Source organism: Pseudomonas sp. LD120 (assembly GCF_009861525.1).
Lineage (GTDB): Bacteria > Pseudomonadota > Gammaproteobacteria > Pseudomonadales > Pseudomonadaceae > Aquipseudomonas.
This window is the reverse complement of record NZ_WVHL01000005.1, coordinates 1644586-1663122: the sequence shown is the minus strand read 5'-3', so window position 1 is coordinate 1663122 and position 18537 is coordinate 1644586. Positions and strand designations below refer to the sequence as shown.

At 60.1% G+C, this 18537-nt stretch carries 17 protein-coding genes; 5 read left to right on the top strand and 12 right to left on the bottom strand.

Annotation, left to right across the window (positions count from 1 at the left end; all coding sequences use genetic code 11):
- Positions 1-26 precede the first annotated feature (26 nt).
- Together PLD_RS21925 and PLD_RS21920 are read left to right on the top strand one after the other, a co-directional pair.
- Positions 27-1289: an OprD family porin gene (locus PLD_RS21925; protein WP_159896437.1), complete on the top strand. Its 1263-nt coding sequence runs from the start codon at positions 27-29 to the stop codon at positions 1287-1289.
- Positions 1290-1873: 584 nt separating this feature from the next.
- Positions 1874-2995 carry a muconate cycloisomerase family protein gene (locus PLD_RS21920; protein WP_159896435.1) on the top strand — a complete coding sequence of 374 codons (1122 nt, stop codon included), beginning with the start codon at positions 1874-1876 and terminating at the stop codon, positions 2993-2995.
- A gap of 7 nt (positions 2996-3002) precedes the next feature.
- Here PLD_RS21920 and PLD_RS21915 read toward each other — a convergent pair whose 3' ends face one another.
- Positions 3003-3887, bottom strand: coding sequence for a LysR substrate-binding domain-containing protein (locus tag PLD_RS21915; protein ID WP_159896433.1), 885 nt, complete (start codon positions 3885-3887; stop codon positions 3003-3005).
- 18 nt (positions 3888-3905) lie between these two features.
- On the opposite strand from PLD_RS21915, the gene PLD_RS21910 reads away from it, so the two are divergent.
- Together PLD_RS21910 and PLD_RS21905 are read left to right on the top strand one after the other, a co-directional pair.
- Positions 3906-4790, top strand: coding sequence for a class I SAM-dependent methyltransferase (locus tag PLD_RS21910; RefSeq protein WP_159896431.1), 885 nt, complete (start codon positions 3906-3908; stop codon positions 4788-4790).
- A gap of 64 nt (positions 4791-4854) precedes the next feature.
- Entirely contained in the window at positions 4855-6198 is a 1344-nt protein-coding gene (locus tag PLD_RS21905) for a short-chain fatty acid transporter (RefSeq protein ID WP_159896429.1), read from the top strand.
- 309 nt (positions 6199-6507) lie between these two features.
- On the opposite strand, the gene pcaC is transcribed toward PLD_RS21905, so the two are convergent.
- The 11 genes from pcaC to pcaR form a co-directional block, all read right to left on the bottom strand.
- The gene (gene pcaC / locus PLD_RS21900) at positions 6508-6900 is read right to left on the bottom strand and encodes a 4-carboxymuconolactone decarboxylase (protein WP_159896427.1); all 393 of its coding nucleotides are present in this window, start codon (positions 6898-6900) and stop codon (positions 6508-6510) included.
- 22 nt (positions 6901-6922) lie between these two features.
- Complete coding sequence (gene pcaD / locus PLD_RS21895; protein ID WP_159896425.1) at positions 6923-7711, bottom strand: 3-oxoadipate enol-lactonase; 789 nt, start codon at positions 7709-7711, stop codon at positions 6923-6925.
- 11 nt (positions 7712-7722) lie between these two features.
- Positions 7723-9087, bottom strand: coding sequence for a 3-carboxy-cis,cis-muconate cycloisomerase (locus PLD_RS21890; protein ID WP_159896423.1), 1365 nt, complete (start codon positions 9085-9087; stop codon positions 7723-7725).
- Positions 9088-9135: 48 nt separating this feature from the next.
- Entirely contained in the window at positions 9136-10431 is a 1296-nt protein-coding gene (locus tag PLD_RS21885; protein WP_159896404.1) for an MFS family transporter, read from the bottom strand.
- 281 nt (positions 10432-10712) lie between these two features.
- The gene (gene pcaG, locus PLD_RS21880) at positions 10713-11279 is read right to left on the bottom strand and encodes a protocatechuate 3,4-dioxygenase subunit alpha (protein WP_159896402.1); all 567 of its coding nucleotides are present in this window, start codon (positions 11277-11279) and stop codon (positions 10713-10715) included.
- Position 11280: 1 nt separating this feature from the next.
- Entirely contained in the window at positions 11281-11985 is a 705-nt protein-coding gene (gene pcaH, locus PLD_RS21875) for a protocatechuate 3,4-dioxygenase subunit beta (protein ID WP_159896400.1), read from the bottom strand.
- A 35-nt stretch (positions 11986-12020) separates the two neighbouring features.
- Positions 12021-13226, bottom strand: a complete 1206-nt coding sequence (gene pcaF, locus PLD_RS21870; RefSeq protein ID WP_178116242.1) for a 3-oxoadipyl-CoA thiolase — start codon at positions 13224-13226, stop codon at positions 12021-12023.
- Positions 13223-14002, bottom strand: coding sequence for a CoA-transferase subunit beta (locus tag PLD_RS21865; RefSeq protein ID WP_159896396.1), 780 nt, complete (start codon positions 14000-14002; stop codon positions 13223-13225). Before PLD_RS21865 ends, pcaF begins: the two co-directional genes overlap by 4 nt.
- A complete protein-coding gene (locus PLD_RS21860) occupies positions 14002-14859 on the bottom strand; it encodes a CoA transferase subunit A (RefSeq protein ID WP_047284229.1) in 858 nt (285 codons plus the stop codon). The genes PLD_RS21865 and PLD_RS21860 overlap by 1 nt, the downstream gene beginning before the upstream one ends.
- A 285-nt stretch (positions 14860-15144) precedes the next feature.
- Positions 15145-16491, bottom strand: a complete 1347-nt coding sequence (locus tag PLD_RS21855) for an MFS transporter (protein WP_159896394.1) — start codon at positions 16489-16491, stop codon at positions 15145-15147.
- 289 nt (positions 16492-16780) lie between these two features.
- Positions 16781-17623, bottom strand: a complete 843-nt coding sequence (pcaR, locus tag PLD_RS21850; RefSeq protein WP_159896392.1) for a pca regulon transcriptional regulator PcaR — start codon at positions 17621-17623, stop codon at positions 16781-16783.
- Positions 17624-18308: 685 nt separating this feature from the next.
- Between pcaR and PLD_RS21845 the strand changes: the two genes are divergently transcribed.
- Positions 18309-18509: a hypothetical protein gene (locus tag PLD_RS21845; protein ID WP_159896390.1), complete on the top strand. Its 201-nt coding sequence runs from the start codon at positions 18309-18311 to the stop codon at positions 18507-18509.
- Positions 18510-18537 lie beyond the last annotated feature (28 nt).

The following is an 18537-nucleotide window of genomic DNA, read 5'->3' as shown; positions in this document are numbered from 1 at the left end:
CCCCTAACAATTAGAGAGACCGACGAATGAAGCCAATCACCCCGCCGCAATACCTTCTGCCCAGCCTTCTGGCCCTGGCGCTGACCAGCGCCGCCCTGCCGGTCATGGCCGCAGAGTCGGGCTTTCTCGAAGATGCCCAGGCCAACCTGAACCTGCGCAACTTCTACATCAACCGCAACTTCACCAACCCGAGCAAGGTCCAGGGCAAGGCTGAAGAGTGGACGCAGAGCTTCATCCTCGACGCCAAGTCAGGATTCACCCAGGGCACGGTAGGCTTCGGCATGGATGTATTGGGCCTGTACTCGCTGAAGCTCGACGGTGGCAAGGGCACCGGCGGCACCCAACTGCTGCCCCTGGACCACGACGGGCGCCCGGCGGACAACTTCGAGCGCCTGGGAGTGGCCTTCAAGGCCCGGCTGTCGCAGACCGAGGTCAAGGTTGGCGAATGGATGCCGGTGCTGCCGATCCTGCGTTCGGATGACGGTCGCTCGCTGCCGCAGACCTTCCGCGGCGGCCAGATCACCTCGAAGGAAATCGCCGGCCTGACCCTCTACGGCGGTCAGTTCCGTGGCAACAGCCCCCGCGACGACAGCAGCATGAGCGACATGACGATGTTCGGCAAAGCGGCCTTCACCTCGGATCGCTTCAACTTCCAGGGGGCCGAATACGCCTTCAATGACAAGCGCACCCAGATCGGCCTGTGGAATGCCGAACTCAAGGACATCTACAGCCAGCAGTTCGTCAACCTGATCCACACCCAGCCCCTGGGCGACTGGACCCTGGGGGCCAACCTGGGCTTCTTCTACGGCAAGGAAGACGGCAGCGCCCGGGCCGGCGATCTGGAAAACCGCACCTGGTCCGGCCTGTTCTCGGCCAAATACGGCGGCAACACCTTCTACGTCGGCCTGCAGAAACTCACTGGCGACAGCGGCTGGATGCGGGTCAATGGCACCAGCGGCGGGACCCTGGCCAACGACAGCTACAACGCCAGCTACGACAACGCCAAGGAAAAATCCTGGCAACTGCGCCATGACTACAACTTCGCCGCCCTGGGCGTGCCTGGTTTGACCCTGATGAACCGCTACATCAGCGGCAGCAACGTGCACACCGCCACCGTCAGCGATGGCAAGGAATGGGGCCGGGAAAGCGAGCTTGGGTACACGGTGCAGAGCGGCACCTTGAAGAACCTCAACCTGAAATGGCGCAACTCCACCATACGCCGTGATTTCAGCAACAACGAGTTCGACGAGAACCGCCTGATCGTCAGCTATCCGCTGAGCCTGCTGTAACCGCGCCTGGCTGATAGATCCATTCCACCAGCAAGCCGGCTTCTGCAACAACAAAAAAACTCGATCCGTCTTTTGCAGGAGGAGCCCCCAATACGATTGCAGACGATTTTTTCACGCCCGTACGCTGGAGTTATGACGGAGTGTGCAAGCTCCTCTTGGGAAGGTCAGGCTCTATATCCCTGGCCCTCCGGCCCTCCCACCTTCCTTGCTTGGTTTTCCGGCACAGAGTGATGGCTCTGCTTGATACAAGGTCACAGCAGTTCCCGGTGGTGCCCAAACCAGGAACAGGCCAAGACAGGATGCCAAGTGAGACTCTGAACTTTCCCCTTTAAGGCTAAAGATTTTACTGAATAACCGACAGAATACTCTCAATAAGTTTGTGTCTATTGCTCTAAAAGAGCCTTGAACAGCTTATTTAGCCTCACGATAAATCTCTCGCCCCCTGTCTTTCCCCAATCAATCCAGAGCATTGCGTGCCCTGAATAGTTTTTTACCTGCCCGGTAGGCTGTTGACCCTGGCCGAAGTTCAGCAACAACATTGCCCGGCGATTCAACAGCCCAATAACCCAAGGAACGGGAAAGCCATGTCCTCTCATCACATCGAACATGTCGAGGCCCATCTCGTCGGCCTACCTCTACTGCGGCCGCACAAATTAGCGATGCACACCATAGAAACCCAATTGACAGTGATTCTGCGCATACGCTGCAGTGACGGAGTTAGCGGAATCGGCGAAGCAGCCACCATTGGCGGCCTGTCCTATGCCGGAGAGAGCCCGGAGAGCATCAAGGTCAACATCGAGCGCTACTTCACTCCACTGCTGATCGGACAAAATCCCTACAACCTCAACGCATTGATGGAGCGTATAGACAACTCGATAAAGGGCAATACCTTCGCCCGCTCTGCAGTTGAAAGCGCATTGCTGGATGCTCAAGGCAAGCACCTCGGCCTGTCGGTGGCCGAAGTGCTCGGAGGACCGCTAGTCGACGCCCTGGAAGTCGTCTGGGTCCTGGCCAGCGGCGATACACACCAGGACATCGATGAAGCCGAAAAGATGCTGGACCTACATCGCCACCGGCACTTCAAGGTCAAGCTGGGAGCGACCTCGCTCGCCCGGGACGTCCAGCACGCGGCCACGATCAAGCAGGCATTGGGCAATCGTGCCAGCGTGCGCGTCGACATCAACCAGTCCTGGAGCGAGTCGCTGTGCATCGGTGCGGGTGCCCAGTTGGCCGCAGCCGGCGTCGAGATGATCGAGCAGCCCGTACCCCGTCACGACTGGCGAGCCTTGGCACGGCTGAGCCGCCACCTGCCCATTCCATTGATGGCCGATGAAGCAATCGAATCCGTAGCCGACAGTTTCAACCTGGCTAGCGCCGCCTCTGCGCCAATCTTTTCCCTGAAGATCGCCAAGACCGGCGGCCCCCGCGCAGTCTTGCGTACGGCAGCTATCGCTCAGGCCGCAGGAATCGATCTGTATGGCGGCACGATGCTCGAAAGTAGCATTGGCACACTGGCCTCAGCCCATGCATTTGCAACCTTGCCACCACTGGCTTGGGACACTGAACTGTTCGGCCCCTTGCTGCTGGCCGAGGACGTGGTCAGCGAGCGCCCGCAATACCACGACTTCAAGCTGTGGTTACCCAAAGGGCCGGGGCTGGGGGTGCAGATTGATGAAAACCAATTGGCGCGGCTCATCCAACGTTGAAACCTGCTCAAACCTGACTGGAAACGGCCTGAATCAATCTCGATACCTCTTGCTGGAGGGCCGTCTCCCGGCGCTGCGGATGACGCATCAGAACAGCCGTACGGGTGGCATCTGGATTTTGAATAGGAATATGCACCAACAATGGGTCTACACGCAGCTTGTGTTCGAAATGCACCAAGGCAATCTGCGGGTTCGACCGTACAAGACTCAACAAACAGTCAAGAGAACCTAACTCGACCTTTATACTTTCGTCGATAAAATGCCCAAGCAATTCATCGATCAGTTTCCTTGAGTGATAACGCGAGGTCTGCAACGCTAGGTTCATGGATGTAAGCTCAGTGGCATCAACAACTGTTCTAGATGCAAAAACATGAAGAGTCGATACCGTCAGCACCAAGGATTCAACAAATAGGGGCATCACTTGAAAATCGAGCTTAAATGATTCCGAGAATGAAATACCCAAATCGATCCCACCGGACAACAATGCTTCTGCAACCTCACCAGCCGATAGTTCCTCGGCAACTACTCGAACATTTGGATATCGCCTATTCAAAGAGGAAACCACCTTGGGTAACAAGCTATCGATATAACTACTGATACCACCTATGCGTATAAGACCGTGGGCCGGAGAGTCTATGTCGCGCAGCGCCAGCGCCCCCTCCTCGACCTCCCTCAATGCGCGAATGGCATATTCCAGAAACGCTTTTCCGGAAAAGCTCAACTCAACCCCACGGCCAACTCGATCGAAAAGCTGTACCCCCAACAATGTTTCCAACTGTTTTATTTGATGCGAAAGAGTGGATTGGGTCACACATAACGATTCTGCCGCACGAGTCATATGCTGAAACTTGGCAATCGCAATAAAATAACGAAGATGCCTTAACTCAATCATGATCAATCACCAGCATCGATGAATATGATGGAAATATACCATTGGTTGTCTTCTACAACGCTGCCATACCATTTCCAGCCGCTGCGCGACTGCGCGCAAAGTCAGGAATATTTTCCAGGAGGAACGACGGCAGTGAACAATCATCCACGTACAGAAAAACATAAGAACTTCCTTCCCATAGAAACTCAAAGCAACCACATCCCGCATTTTAATTACCCCAATGAGTTTTACGATTTCATCCGGGACCAAGTACCAACCTGTGGCCATGCCTGGGACTGTGCCACTGGCCGAGGCCAGGTAGCAATCAACCTGGCAGTGTTCTTCGAAAGGGTGACTGCTACCGATATCAGCGCGCATGAAATTCACAATACCCCCTATATCTCCAACGTGAACTTTCAGGTTCTCGCAGCAGAAGACGCCTGCTTCGCAGCCAATCTCTTCGACACTGTGTGCGTGGTCCAGGCCATTCACTTGATCGATACGCAAGCCCTCTATCGTCAAGTCGATCATTGCCTGAAAAGCCAGGGGCTGTTGCTCATCGCTGGCTATACCTTCAACAAGCCGTTGAGTACCGCATTGGAACAGGTAGTCGAGCACTTCCGCTGTGTAGTCCTGCAGAAGGACTGGCCAGCAAATCACCTGCTATTGCTTGATGGGCTGCAGCACCTGCCCTTTCCCTACGAACGCATTCACACCCCCAAACTCCTTATTCGCCAACGCTGGAATCTACAGGACTACCTCCGTCACATCCGAACTTGGTCGGCGACCCAACGCTATGTCGAACGCTGCAGGCTGGACCCGATGCCAAGACTGGCCAGGGAACTGGCGGCCGCGTGGCCGGCAGGCCGGGAATACCTGGAATTCGAATGGGAGTTGTTCCTGCTGGCAGGCAAGAAGCCTTGAACAGGACAGCCCCGAAAGTGCTTGGCAATACCTCGAACAATAGGCCCACACTCAAGGAAGAATCATGAACTCAATCGTCTCTTTTTTCACCGAACTGATGCGGCGTTTCCTGCCAGATCCGTTTGTCTTCGCCATCGTGCTGACCTTTCTGGCACTGCTGTTGGCGATACTGGTCGAGGGCGTTCCTGCTGTTGAGTCACTGCTGCAATGGGGCGATGGTTTCTGGAACCTGCTGGCCTTTACCACCCAAATGGCGGTGATCCTGGCGATGGGCTATGTGCTCGCCACATCACCTCTGGTGAACCGTACCCTGGACGCCATAGTGCGACGGGTGAGTACGCCACGGAATGCAATCATCATCGCCACGCTGGTGGGAGGCCTGGGCAGCTATCTGAACTGGGGATTCGGCCTGGTGGTAGGAGGCATCGTCGCGCGCAAACTGGCAGTGCATATCCGCGGCATTCACTATCCATTGATCATCGCCTCCGCCTATAGCGGCTTCACTCTCTACGGACTTGGCCTGTCGGCAACCATTCCAGTGCTGATCTCCACCCCAGGGCATCCGATGCAGCACAACCTGGGGCTGATCAGCCTTAGCCAGACCATATTTTCCTGGCCAATGCTGCTCACGGCACTGGCCGTGCTGATCACCTTGCCACTGCTCAATGCCGCACTACACCCCGCGCCTGGCACCCCGATAGTTGAAATCGATATTGGTCAATTCGAGTCGCAGCAAACACAAAAGCAAGGCGCGCCCTTGCTTGGAGACCACACTCTGGCGACCCGCCTCAATAACAGTCGGCTGCTGAGCCTGGGTATCGGCCTACTGGGGCTGAGCTATCTGGCCGTAAGCTTCTATCGTGGTGCGAGCCTGGACCTGAACAAGGTCAATGGACTGATTCTGTTTCTCGGCATACTGCTGTTGCGTACGCCCGCGCAATACATCATCCGCCTCAACGACGGTATCAGAACCATCAGCGGCATCATTCTCCAATACCCCTTCTACGCGGGAATCATGGCGATCATGGCGGGGTCTGGCTTGGTGGACAGCATCTCCAGGGTCTTCGTGGATATCTCCACTCAACAGAGCCTGCCCTTCTGGGGACTGATCAGCTCATTCCTGATTAACTTCTTTGCCCCTTCGGCCGGCGGACATTGGGCAATCCAAGGCCCCTTCATGATCGAAGCCGCTAAAGCCCTGGACAGTTCCCTAGCGCAAACCTCGATGGCGGTGATGCTGGGCAATGCCTGGAACGATCTGGTACAGCCCTTCTGGATATTGCCCGCCCTGGCGCTTTCCCGCCTGCAGCTCAAGGACATCATGGGTTACACCGTGATCAGCATGTTCTGGGTAGGTCTGATCTACATCACCAGCGTGCTGCTCTGGGGCTATATGGGCCAAGGCTGAGAGGACTCGACCCAATACTCGGCGTAGCGCACCAAAGAACATCCCTGGCTCCCAACTCGGCGGCGCATCCTGACCGGCAGGTGGCATAACCTGTTCAAGGACATCTAGCGCTGGCAGGTCGTCAGCCTGATTCATAGCCGGCTACCGGGCCACCGGGCCTGGACCTGGTTGTTCTCGGCCAAATACGCTGCCAACAACGCCCATAGCTAACGGCCCTTTTCGCCGGCAAGCCGGCTCCAACGACAGCATCAGCACCATCTGCTCTGCGTAGGAGCGAGCCTGCTCGCGAACAGCAGCAAGGCCGTTCGCCTACAGCCGCGATTCGATGCCCAGTTCATCCCAGATCGATTCAGCCAGATGGAAGGTACTGTTGGCTGCCGGGACCCCGCAGTAGATCGCGCTGTGCATGATCAACTCCTTGATTTCTTCACGCTTTACACCGTTGCTCGCCGCAGCCCGCAGATGCATTTTCAGTTCGTCATTACGATTAAGGCCGATCAGCATGGCAATGGTGATCAGGCTGCGGGTATGCCGCGGCAGGCCCGGACGGGTCCAGATATCACCCCAGGCATGGCGGGTGATCATTTCCTGGAACTCCGAGTTGAACTCGTTCAGGGCATTCAGGCTGCGGTCCACATGGGCGTCGCCCAGTACGGCGCGGCGCACCTGCATGCCTTCGTCATAACGTTGTTTCTCGTCCACAAAGGGCTCCTTGAATCCGGGGTCAGGCCAGCAGGAATTCCACGACACGGTCGCTGAACGCGTCACCGGCCTGGACGTTGGACAGGTGCGCGGCATAGAACTCGGCGTACTCGGCACCGGCCACGTGCTGCTGGATGAAGTGACTGCCAGAAGGCGGCGTCACCGCGTCTTCGCTGCCAGCAATCACCAGGGTCGGCACCTTGATCGCTGCCAATTGCTCACGGAAATCCGCATCGCGCACCGCTGCGCAGTTGGCGGCATAACCCTGGGGCGAGGTGGCGGCGAGCATGTCGGTGATCAGCTTGGCCTGATGAGGATTGGCCTCGGCATAGTCCTCGGTGAACCAGCGGGCGATGGACGCATCGCGCAACGCCACCATGGCGGCCTGGCCGTCACGCAATACCGTCTCGATGCGTGGGTTCCAGATGGACGGGTCACCAATCTTCGCCGCGGTGTTGCACACCACCAGCTTGTGCAGACGCTCGCCGGCATTGATCCCCAGCCACTGGCCGATCAGGCCGCCCATGGACAGACCGCAAAAATGCGCCCGGCGTATATCCAGGGCATCGAGCAGTGCCAGCACATCCTGGCCCAGTTGCTGGATGCTGTAAGGCCCCTCGGTCACCAGCGAACGGCCATGGCCGCGAGTGTCCATGCGCAACACCCGAAAGTGCCGGGTGAACGTCGCGATCTGCTTGTCCCACATGTGCAGATCGGTGCCCAGGGAGTTGGACAGCACCAGTACCGGCGCACCTTCTGGCCCTTCGAGTTGATAGTGCAGATCGCCCTCGGCGAGTTTCACGATTCCCACAGCAGTCTCCTTCAGGCCTTCAAGGCAAAATGTTCAGCCACGGCGCGCTCGACCCAGGCCTGGGCCTGGCCGAGGTAATGCGCCGGGTCCATCAGACGATCCAGCTCTGGCGCCGACAGCTCGGCGCTGACCTGGGCATCGTCCGCCAATACCTCGCGCAGATGGCGTCGTTCAGCCACCGCACGTTTGCAGCATTGTTCCAACAGGTGATGGGCCGTCTCCCGCCCCAGGCGCTGGGCCAGCTCAATGCTCACCGCTTCCGCCAGAACCAGGCCCTGGGTCAGGTCAAGGTTGCGCGCCATGCGTGCGCTGTCGACCTCCAGGCCCTCGGCGACCAGCAAGGCTTGTTGCAGGGCTCCGGACACCAGGCAGCAGATCTCCGGCAGGGTTTCCCATTCGGCGTGCCACAAGCCGAGGCTGCGCTCGTGCTCCTGGGGCATGGCGGCAAACATCGTCGCCAAGAGCCCCGGAACCCGGGTCGCGGCGCTGATCAAGACCGCCGCGCCCACCGGGTTGCGCTTGTGCGGCATGGTGGACGAACCGCCCTTGCCCGGCGCCGAGGGCTCGAAGACTTCCGCCGCCTCGGTCTGCATCAACAGGCTGATATCGCGCCCCAGCTTGCCCAGGCTGCCGGCCAGCAGGCCCAGCACCGAGGCGAACTCCACCAGGCGATCACGCTGGGTGTGCCAGGGCTGCTCCGGCAGGCTCAATTGCAACTGCTCGGCCAAGGCCCGGGCAATCGGCAGCGCCTGCTCACCGAGGGCTGCGAGGGTTCCGGAGGCTCCGCCAAACTGCAGCACCAACAGGCGCGGCTTGAGTTGCTGCAGGCGCTCACGGCTGCGGGTCAGCGCCCCCAGCCAACCGGCGATTTTCATGCCCAGGGTCACCGGCGTCGCGTGTTGCAACCAGGTACGGCCGGCCAGCGGGGTGTCCGCATAGCGTTGCGCCTGAGTCGCCAAGACCTCGCCCAGGCGATGCAGGTCCTGTTCCAGCAGATGCACGGCACGACGCACCTGCAGCACCAGCCCGCTGTCCATCACATCCTGGCTGGTGGCGCCCAGGTGCACATAACGCTCGGCCTCGGCATCGGTCCGGGCGATCTGCTTGCCCAGGGCCTTGACCAGAGGAATCGCCGAATTGCCGGCCGTGGCGATCGCTTCACCCAGGGCCTGGAAGTCATAGAGATGGGCGTGGCAAGCCGCCTCGATGGGGGCAACCGCCGCGCTCGGAATCAACCCGGTCCGCGCCTCGGCCCGGGCCAGGGCAGCCTCGAAGTCGAGCATGGCCTGGACCCGCCCCTGGTCACAGAACACCCCACGCATTTCCCGGGCAGTAAAGTAGGCATCGAACAACTGGTTGCTCGCAGGTAAGGTCATAAACAGTCCTTGGTGCGCCTGTGCCCTAGGCGGGCACAGGCGTACGGGTCAAAGGTCATGGTGCAAGTATGCAGCCTGTTTCGGCAGACGCAGGCTGAACAGGAAAGCAATCGCCATCATCGCCGTGACATACCAGTAGAAGGTGTTTTCCATGCCCATGTTCTTGAAGTTCAGGGCCACCCATTCTGCCGAGCCACCGAAGATCGCATTGGCCACCGCATAAGCCAAGCCTACCCCCAGCGCCCGCACTTGTGGCGGGAACATCTCGGCCTTCACCAGGCCGCTGATGGAGGTGTAGAAACTGACGATGGCCAGGGCCAGGGTGATCAGTACAAAGGCCAGGAACGGACTGCTGACGGTCTTCAAAGTCAGCAGGATCGGGACGGTGAACAGGGTGCCCAGGGCGCCGAACCAGAGCATCGAATTACGCCGGCCGATCCTGTCCGCCAGCATGCCGAACAACGGCTGCATGCACATGTAGCAGAACAGCGCGCCCGTCATGATGTAGCTGGCGGTCTTGGCGTGCATGCCCGCGGTATTCACCAGGTACTTCTGCATGTAGGTGGTGAAGGTGTAGAAAATCAGCGAGCCGCCGGCGGTGTAGCCGAGCACGGTAATAAAGGCCGCCGAATGGTTCTTGAACAGCGCGGCGATGCTGCCGGCATCCTTGTTCTCGCGCATCTCCTTGCTGGTGGTTTCTTTCAGCGAGCGACGCAGCAACAGCGAGATCAACGCAGCAATGGCACCGATCACAAACGGAATGCGCCAGCCCCAGGCTTTGAGTTCGGGCTCATCGAGAAACTGCTGAAGAATCACCACCACCGACACGGCCAGCAGTTGCCCGCCGATCAGTGTCACGTATTGGAAGGAGGCGAAGAAGCCACGCTGGCCCTTGAGCGCCACTTCACTCATGTAAGTGGCCGTAGTGCCGTATTCGCCCCCCACCGATAGCCCCTGGAACAGCCGCGCCACCAACAGCAGGAACGGTGCCCAGGCGCCAATGCTGGCGTAGGTTGGCAGAAAGGCGATGACCAGAGAGCCGGCGCACATCATCAGCACCGAGATCATCATTGAGTTCTTGCGCCCGTGGCGGTCGGCGACCCGGCCGAACAGCCAGCCACCGATGGGGCGCATCAGAAATCCTGCTGCAAATACCCCGGCAGTGTTGAGCAACTGCACCGTGGGATCGTCGGAAGGAAAAAAGGCCGGGGCAAAATAGATGGCGCAAAAGGCGTAGACGTAGAAATCGAACCATTCCACCAGGTTGCCGGAAGATGCACCGACAATCGCAAAAATCCTTTTGCGGCGTTCCTCTCCGGTGTAGTGACTTGTGCTTGTAGTCATGTTTTTCACTCATGGGGGACGGTGTGAGCCTAGACACACCTTGCAACACTCCCGTTCCCCGTGGATAGCGCCCTGCCCACTCCCGGGCAGGAATCAATCTTGGTCTGTGGACCTGTAGCCGCTGCCGAGCCCCGGCAAGGCTGCGAAAAGCCCCACCCCGAGCCCTGCTTGGCGCTCTCAAGCCGAACCTCTTGCGGCCTATCAAGCTCGTCGCCTCTGCTGCGTCGGTATGCCGCCCAAGCCGCTCGCAGCCTGCGGCAGCGGCTACAAACTGCTCCGAGTCAGTAGTCGAAGAACACGGTTTCGGCATCGGAACCCTGGAGAATCACGTTCCACTGATAGCAGCCCTCGGCATCGGCCTTGGCCAGCAAGGTGGTGCGGCGCTCTTCGGGCACGCAGGCCAGCAGTGAATCGGCGGCATTGGCCGGCTCGCCGTCGAAGTAGATGCGGGTCAGCAGGTGCTTGACCAGTCCACGGGCAAACACCAGTACCACCAGGTGCGGCGCCTGGGTCGTGCCCTTCAGGCCCGGCACCGTACCCGGCTTGATGGTGGTAAAGCGGAAACGCCCTTCGGCATCCACCGGCACCCGGCCAAACCCCTGGAAGTGCGGGTCCAGGGGTTTGGCCTGCTCGTCCTCGCCGTGGCGGTACTTGCCTGCAGCGTTGGCTTGCCAGACTTCCAGCATGGCGTCGTTGACGAAGTTACCGTTGCCGTCCACCACCTGGCCGGTGATCGCCACCCGCTCGCCCAGGGTGCCTTCCTCGGTCAGGTCCTCGCGATTCAGCCAGGTCAGGCCGATGTGGTAGTAAGGGCCAACGGTGTGGGAGGTAGTCGCGGTCAGGGTCATGTCATTTCTCCATCGGCGTGGCATCGCGGCCGCGCAGGACGATGTCCCAACGGTAACCGAGGGCGTAGGAAGGGATGGTTTTCTCTAGATCGAAACGGGCGATCAGGCGTTCCTTGGCACGGGTGTCCGGCACGCAGTTGTAGATCGGGTCATATTCCAGCAGCGGGTCGCCGGGGAAATACATCTGGGTCACCAGACGGGTGAGGATGCTTGGGCCGAACAGCGAAAAATGGATATGCGCCGGGCGCCAGGCATTGTGGTGGTTGCCCCAGGGGTAGGCGCCGGGCTTGATGGTCTGGAACTGATACCAGCCGTCGGCATCGGTCACGGTGCGCCCGGTGCCGGTGAAGTTCGGATCCAGCGGTGCATCGTGCAGGTCGCGGTCGTGGTTATAACGACCGGCGGCGTTGGCCTGCCAGATCTCCACCAGGATGCCCGGCACCGGCAGGCCGTTTTCGTCCAGCACGCGGCCGTGGATGATGATCCGCTCGCCCTGGGGCTGGCCTTGGTGCTGGGCTGTCAGGTCGTTGTCCCGTTCCTGGATCGATTCGGCGCCGATGCTCGGGCCGGTGATTTCCGACAGCGAATGGGGCAGGAACACCAGCGGCTTGGACGGCGAGCGGGTGTTGGTCGACTGGTAGGCCGGGTGCAGGTAATCAGGCTGAGTACCCGCTTGCGGGCGCCGGTAACCGGGCTTGTCACTCATGGTGGTTCCTCGTTCTCTTCTTATAAGGCAGGCAGTCAGACCCGCTCGATGGCCAGCGCAAGCCCTTGGCCGACACCTACGCACATGGTGGCCAGGCCTTTTTTACCGCCGTTCTTTTCCAGCTGATGCAGGGCCGTCAGCACCAGGCGCGCGCCGCTCATGCCCAGCGGGTGACCGAGAGCAATGGCGCCGCCATTGGGGTTGACCTGTGGCGCATCGTCCGCCAGCCCCAGTTCGCGCAGTACCGCCAGGCCCTGACTGGCGAAGGCTTCGTTGAGTTCGATCACATCGAAATCGCTGACCGCCACCCCCAGCCGCTCGACCAGCTTGCGCACCGCCGGCACCGGGCCAATGCCCATCACGCGCGGCGCCACCCCGGCGCTGGCCATGCCCAGGACCCGGGCCCGAGGGGTCAGACCGTGCTTTTCCACCGCTTCAGCCGAGGCCAGGATCAGCGCCGCGGCACCGTCGTTGACCCCGGAGGCATTGCCGGCGGTAACGGTCTTGTCCGGACCGTTGACCGGCTTGAGCTTGGCCAGGGTTTCCAGGGTGGTGTCGGCACGCGGATGTTCGTCCTGCTCAACCACTGTCTCGCCCTTCTTGTGGGCGACGCGCACCGGAACGATTTCCTCGGCGAAGAACCCGGCGGCCTGGGCCGCGGCCGCGCGCTGCTGGCTGCGCAGGGCGAAGGCGTCCTGGTCGGCGCGGGACACTTGATAGTCGTCAGCCACGTTGTCGGCGGTCTGCGGCATGGCATCCACGCCGTACTGGGCCTTCATCAGCGGGTTGATGAAACGCCAGCCGATGGTGGTGTCTTCCAGTTTCATGTTGCGCGAGAAGGCCGTATCGGCCTTGCCCATGACAAAGGGCGCACGGGACATGGACTCGACTCCACCGGCAATCGCCAGCTCCATCTCACCGCTGGCGATGGCGCGGAACGCGGTGCCGATGGCGTCCAGGCCCGAGGCGCAGAGACGGTTGAGGGTAACACCGGGCACGCTGTCCGGCAGGCCGGCCAGCAGCAGCGCCATGCGCGCCACGTTGCGGTTGTCCTCGCCAGCCTGGTTGGCGCAGCCGAAGAACACCTCGTCCACGGCACTCCAGTCCACGCTCGGGTTGCGTTCTATCAAGGCCCTGATCGGCACTGCCGCTAAATCGTCGGCACGGACCACCGAGAGGCCGCCGCCAAAACGGCCGATGGGGGTACGAATGGCATCGCAGATGAATACGTCACGCATCAGGCTTCTCCAGGAGCTTGGCCATGGGCCGCGGCGGTGCGTGCTTCCAGGTCACGCAGGGCGGTCAGTTCGACTTCGGTGGGTGCGGCCGTCTCGACCACGTGTTCGGCGAAACGGATCGCCCAGCCGGTGGCGGCCACCACCTGCTCGCGGGTCACGCCCGGGTGCAGCGAGGTGACGATGAATTCGTGGGTGCCAGCTTCCGGCTCCATGATGCACAGGTCGGTGATGATCCCCACCGGACCGGCGCCGGGCAGGCCCAGACGCTGGCGCGAGTCGCCACCCTCGCCGTGACCGACGGAAGTGATGAAGTCCAGCTTGTCGACGAAGGAACGGGACGACTGCTTGAGGATGATCAGCACGCTTTTCGCCGAACCGGCGATTTCCGGAGCACCGCCGGCCCCCGGCAGGCGCACCTTGGGCCGGTGGTAATCACCGACCACGGTGGTGTTGATGTTGCCGAAGCGGTCGACCTGGGCCGCGCCGAGGAACCCCACGTCGATGCGCCCGCCTTGCAGCCAGTAGCGGAAAATCTCTCCGGTGGGGACTACGGTATCGGCGGTTTCCGCCAGTTCACCGTCACCGATGGACAGCGGCAGCACGCTGGGCTTGGCACCAATCGGGCCGGATTCGTAGATCAGCACTACGTCCGGCGACGAGGTCAGGCGCGCCAGGTTGGCGGCCTTGGACGGCAGGCCGATGCCGACGAAGCACACCGAACCGTTCTGCAGGCGACGGGCGGCGGCCACGGTCATCATTTCATGGGTGGAGTAGTTCATTACTGGGCCTCCGAAGCTGCGGCCAGCTTGGCCTGAAATTCGCTGAAGTCGGCACTGCCGCGAATGTATTCGTTGATCCAGGCAGTGAAGGTTTCACGGTCACGGGCGATCGGATCCCAGGCCTGGTAGAAGCGGTTGTCACGCTCGGAATAACCATGGGCGTAGGACGGATGGGCACCGCCCGGCACATGGCAGACCGCGCTCAGGGCCCAGGTCGGCAGCACGCAGGCGTTCATCGGGGCGTTCAGGTCGTCGACGATTTCCTCGACAGTGACGATGCAGCGCTTGGCGGCCAGGGCGGCCTCTTTCTGCACACCCAGGATCCCCCACAGCAGCACGTTGCCCTTACGGTCGGCTTTCTGCGCGTGGATCACCGTCACGTCGGGGCGTACCGAAGGCACCGCCGCCAGCACTTCACCGGTGAAGGGGCAGGTCACGGTCTTGATCAGCGGGTTGACCTTGGGCAGGTCGGAGCCGGCGTAGGCCCGCAGCACGGCGAACGGCAAGCCCGAAGCGCCGGCGACATAGGCGTTGGCCAGGTCGGCGTGGCTGTGCTCTTCGATTTCCAGCGGCTGTGGCCACTGTTTTTCCACGGCATCGCGCAGGCGATGCAAGGAACCCACGCCCGGATTACCGCCCCAGGAGAAAATCAGCTTGCGAGCGCAACCGGCACCAATCAATTGGTCGTAGATCAAGTCAGGGGTCATCCGTACCAGAGTCAGGTCTTTCTTACCCTGGCGGATGATTTCATGACCTGCGGCCGTAGGAATCAGGTGGGTGAAGCCTTCGAGCGCGACGGTGTCGCCGTCGTTGACGAATTGCTTCACCGCGTCGTGCAGCGAAAGGATTTCAGCCATGGATGGGGTCTCCCGATAGTTATTCAGCGACTGGAGAAAAAGGCGCTCTGGGCGCGCCGCAGTGACTGAAGATTAAGCGGGAGCCAGACCCCAAACAATCCGATAATCGACTGAGTGTTCGATTATCGAACGAATTGTTGCAAGGCTATCGATTACCGCTCTCCCGCCTCACAACAGCCCTGACGGTCGGTTGTGGCCGCCACCGCAAGCTTCGAAGCACCTTGCGGTGGGCCTTCAGGAGCAGCGTGCCCTGCGGGCCCGATCGCACAGCGGGGCGAGATGCCGTCAGGTCGCATCCGCGTGACTGACCATGCCTTTGATCACCACCGCCGTAGTGGCCAAGGCCGCCGGAATCACCAGGGCGGTCAGTACCTGTTCGAAGTTCCAACCCAGGCCCAGCAGGGTGGCGCCCATCCAGGCACCGAGAATGGCGCCGAAACGGCCGATGCCGAGCATCCAGGACACCCCCGTGGCACGCCCCTGGGTCGGATAGAAACGCGCCGCCAGGGAGGGCATCGCCGATTGCGCGCCGTTGACGCACATGCCGGCGATCAGCACCAGAATGGCCAGTAAGGTGATATTGCCCAGGCTCTGCCCAACGGCGTAGGCGAAGACCCCGGCCAGCAGGTAAAAACAGCCAATCACCTTGTGCGGATTGAAACGGTCCATGGCCCAGCCCACGCCCACGGCGCTAAGCACCCCACCGAACTGGAACAAGGCACCAATGAAGGCGGCCTGCTCCATGCTGGCGCCGCTGTCGCGCATCAAGGTCGGCAACCAACTGGTCAGCAGATAGACGATCACCAAACCCATGAAATAGGTCAACCACAGCAGCAAGGTGCCGACGCTGTAAGCACCGGAGAAGATCACCGCAAAAACGTTACGCGCCTTCACCGTCTTCTGTTCCGGCACGCTGAAGCTGCCGGCCTCGCCGACGATTGCCGGGGCAATCGGGGCCAAGGTTTTGCGCACCTTGTCAGTGCCGCGATTGCGCACCACCAGGTAGCGCGCCGACTCTGGCAGCCAGACCACCAGCACCAGGGTCAGGATCAACGGCAGAACCCCGCCGATCAACAACAGACTGTGCCAACCAAAGGCGGGAATCAGCTTGGCGGAAATGAAACCGCCGCCCGCCATGCCCAGGTTGAAGCCGCAGAACATGCTGGTTACCAGCAACGATTTGTGCCGCTCAGGGGTGTATTCCGAAAGCAATGTAGTGGCATTGGGCATGCCCGCTCCCAATCCGAGGCCGGTAAGAAAGCGCAAAACCAGCAACTGGTCGACATTGCTGCTGTAGGCCGACGCCAGACTAAACGCGCCAAACAAGAACACTGCCCCCACCAGCACCACTTTGCGGCCGAAACGGTCAGCCAGCGGCCCGGAACCCAGAGCGCCGAACACCATGCCGATCAGCGCGGCGCTCATCACCGGACCAAGGCTGGCGCGGTCGATCCCCCAGTCCTGGGACAGTGCCGGGGCGATGAAGCCCATGGCCGCAGTGTCCAAGCCATCGAGGAAGACAATCAGGAAACACAGGATCACCACTCGCCATTGGTAACGGGACAAGGGTTGGGCATTGATAAAGGACTGCACATCGAGGCAGTTGCCAACAGCAGATTGGGGTTGATTCATTATTTTTATTTCCACACTAAAACGCAGGCAAGCGCATGCTGCCAAGGCTGATCAGTTCACGTAACGAGGAGGAGCGGAATCAGGCGATTCGAGCAGGACGACAAGAGCGGTCGTGGCAACGGCGCGGGGAGAGCGTGCTCATGAGTGGGCCTCTTCTTTATTATGGGACGGGCCATCGACCGCGGGCAGGCAACACCTGTTTGCCGCCGATGACGCTGCCGCGACATTAATGAGCCGAGGGAAACAGCGTCAATTCGCCAGAGGAGTATCTGTGCGTTTATCGAACAGCTTACGCAAACAGCTGAGCACTGAGGTCGCGACTGGCGCTCAATAAACCAGGCAGAAAGCGCTGTTCCAGCTCGGCACGACTGACCCGAGCGGCGTGCGTACTGACATTCAGCGCCGCCAGCACCTGACCGGAAGCGTCGTATACCGGCACCGCAATGGAGCGCAGCCCCTGCTCCAGTTCCTGATCAACAATGCACCAACCTTGCTGACGCACTTGCTGCAAGCATTCCAACAGCGCTTCGGGGGTGTGCAGGGTCCGGCTGGTCTTGGCCTGCAGATCGGCGTGTTCAAGGTATTCGTGGAGCGACAAGTCATCCAGCGCGGCCAGCAGAATCCGCCCCATGGAAGTGCAGTACGCCGGCAGCCGCCCACCCACCGAAAGATCGACGGAAATCAGCCGCTGAGTCGTGGCTGAACGGGCAATATAGAGAATGTCATCACCTTCCAGCGTGGCCATGTTGCAGGCTTCATGGAGTTGCTCGCTCATGCGATCCAGATAGGGTTGCGCAGACACTGCCAGGGGCGTCGACGACAGGTAGGCATGGCCCAGGGTCAACACCTTGGGCAGCAACGAATAAGTGCGCCCGTCGGTGGTGGCGTACCCCAACTTGATCAAGGTATGCAGACAGCGACGCACCGCCGCCCGCGGAATCTCCGTACGGTGGCTGATCTGGGCAATGGTCAGGTGGCGCTTGCGCTCCTGGAACGCCTGCACCACCGCCAACCCCCGGGCCAGAGAAGTCATGAAATCAGGGTCACCGGTCAACGCCTGAATCCTCTTCGCCGCGGAGGCCACAATCGGCGGCGCTACTGAGGTAAAGGAATTACGCATCTGATCGTTCATGTCAGGTTCTCTGCGACGAAATTCTGCCGTATTACAAGCCGTATTGGAGCGTCAACACAAGCTGGTACCCGCAACATTGGGCGATTATCGAACCGTCGACCGATTATCGCAATCCACCACGCAGACCATCGCAGCGCTGTATTCCGCGCATTGATTGCAATGATTGGCAGCAGTAAACGGCAACTGCCAGGTAACACGCTCAGTATTTCCTCAGCCCGTCACTTGTATAAATAAGTAACTCGTCCCATATAGGTTTCCGTCAGTAGAGTACGTCGACGGCACCGATCATGTAGGAAATGACTAGAACTTACGTGTCACAAAATCCTCACAATAAAGTTGACTGTTTAAAACTAATCAGCAATAGAGTTATTCTTCTCCGAAGCTATACTGCTGGAGTGAGAAAAGCGGAGTCACTCCCATCCGCACTCATTCAGGTGACCTGAGGCTACAATCGGTCATCCTCCGCAAGCGCTTGACCTCAAATCAGATTCGGCCAAACCGCTTGCAGCCAACAACACTGTTGCTACGACAGTCGTTTTCATCCGGTGACGTGGCCGCATGCAACAATAGGCACGCTTGAAAGGATCAGGTGTCAGGACTCAACAGGTCGTGAAGCCGATTCTTTAAAGTGGCTCACAGGCAATGCGTAGCACCGGAATGGACCTCTCATCAATTAGGTAACACTGTGACAAAAGACGAACTGCGCGCGGAACTTGAGCGCCAGGAACAACGTTACAAGGAAGTTTACGGCGGTGAAATCACCCGCTATGCAGCCCAGCCCGAACCTGAACGCAAACCTTGGCGCAAACGCGCCAGTGTTCGTGACCAAGCGTTCACTCAAGAACTGCAAAAAATGGAAAAGGAACTCAAGGCCGAACAGCCATAGTGCTGCCCGCCTGACTTTTTCAGGGCTT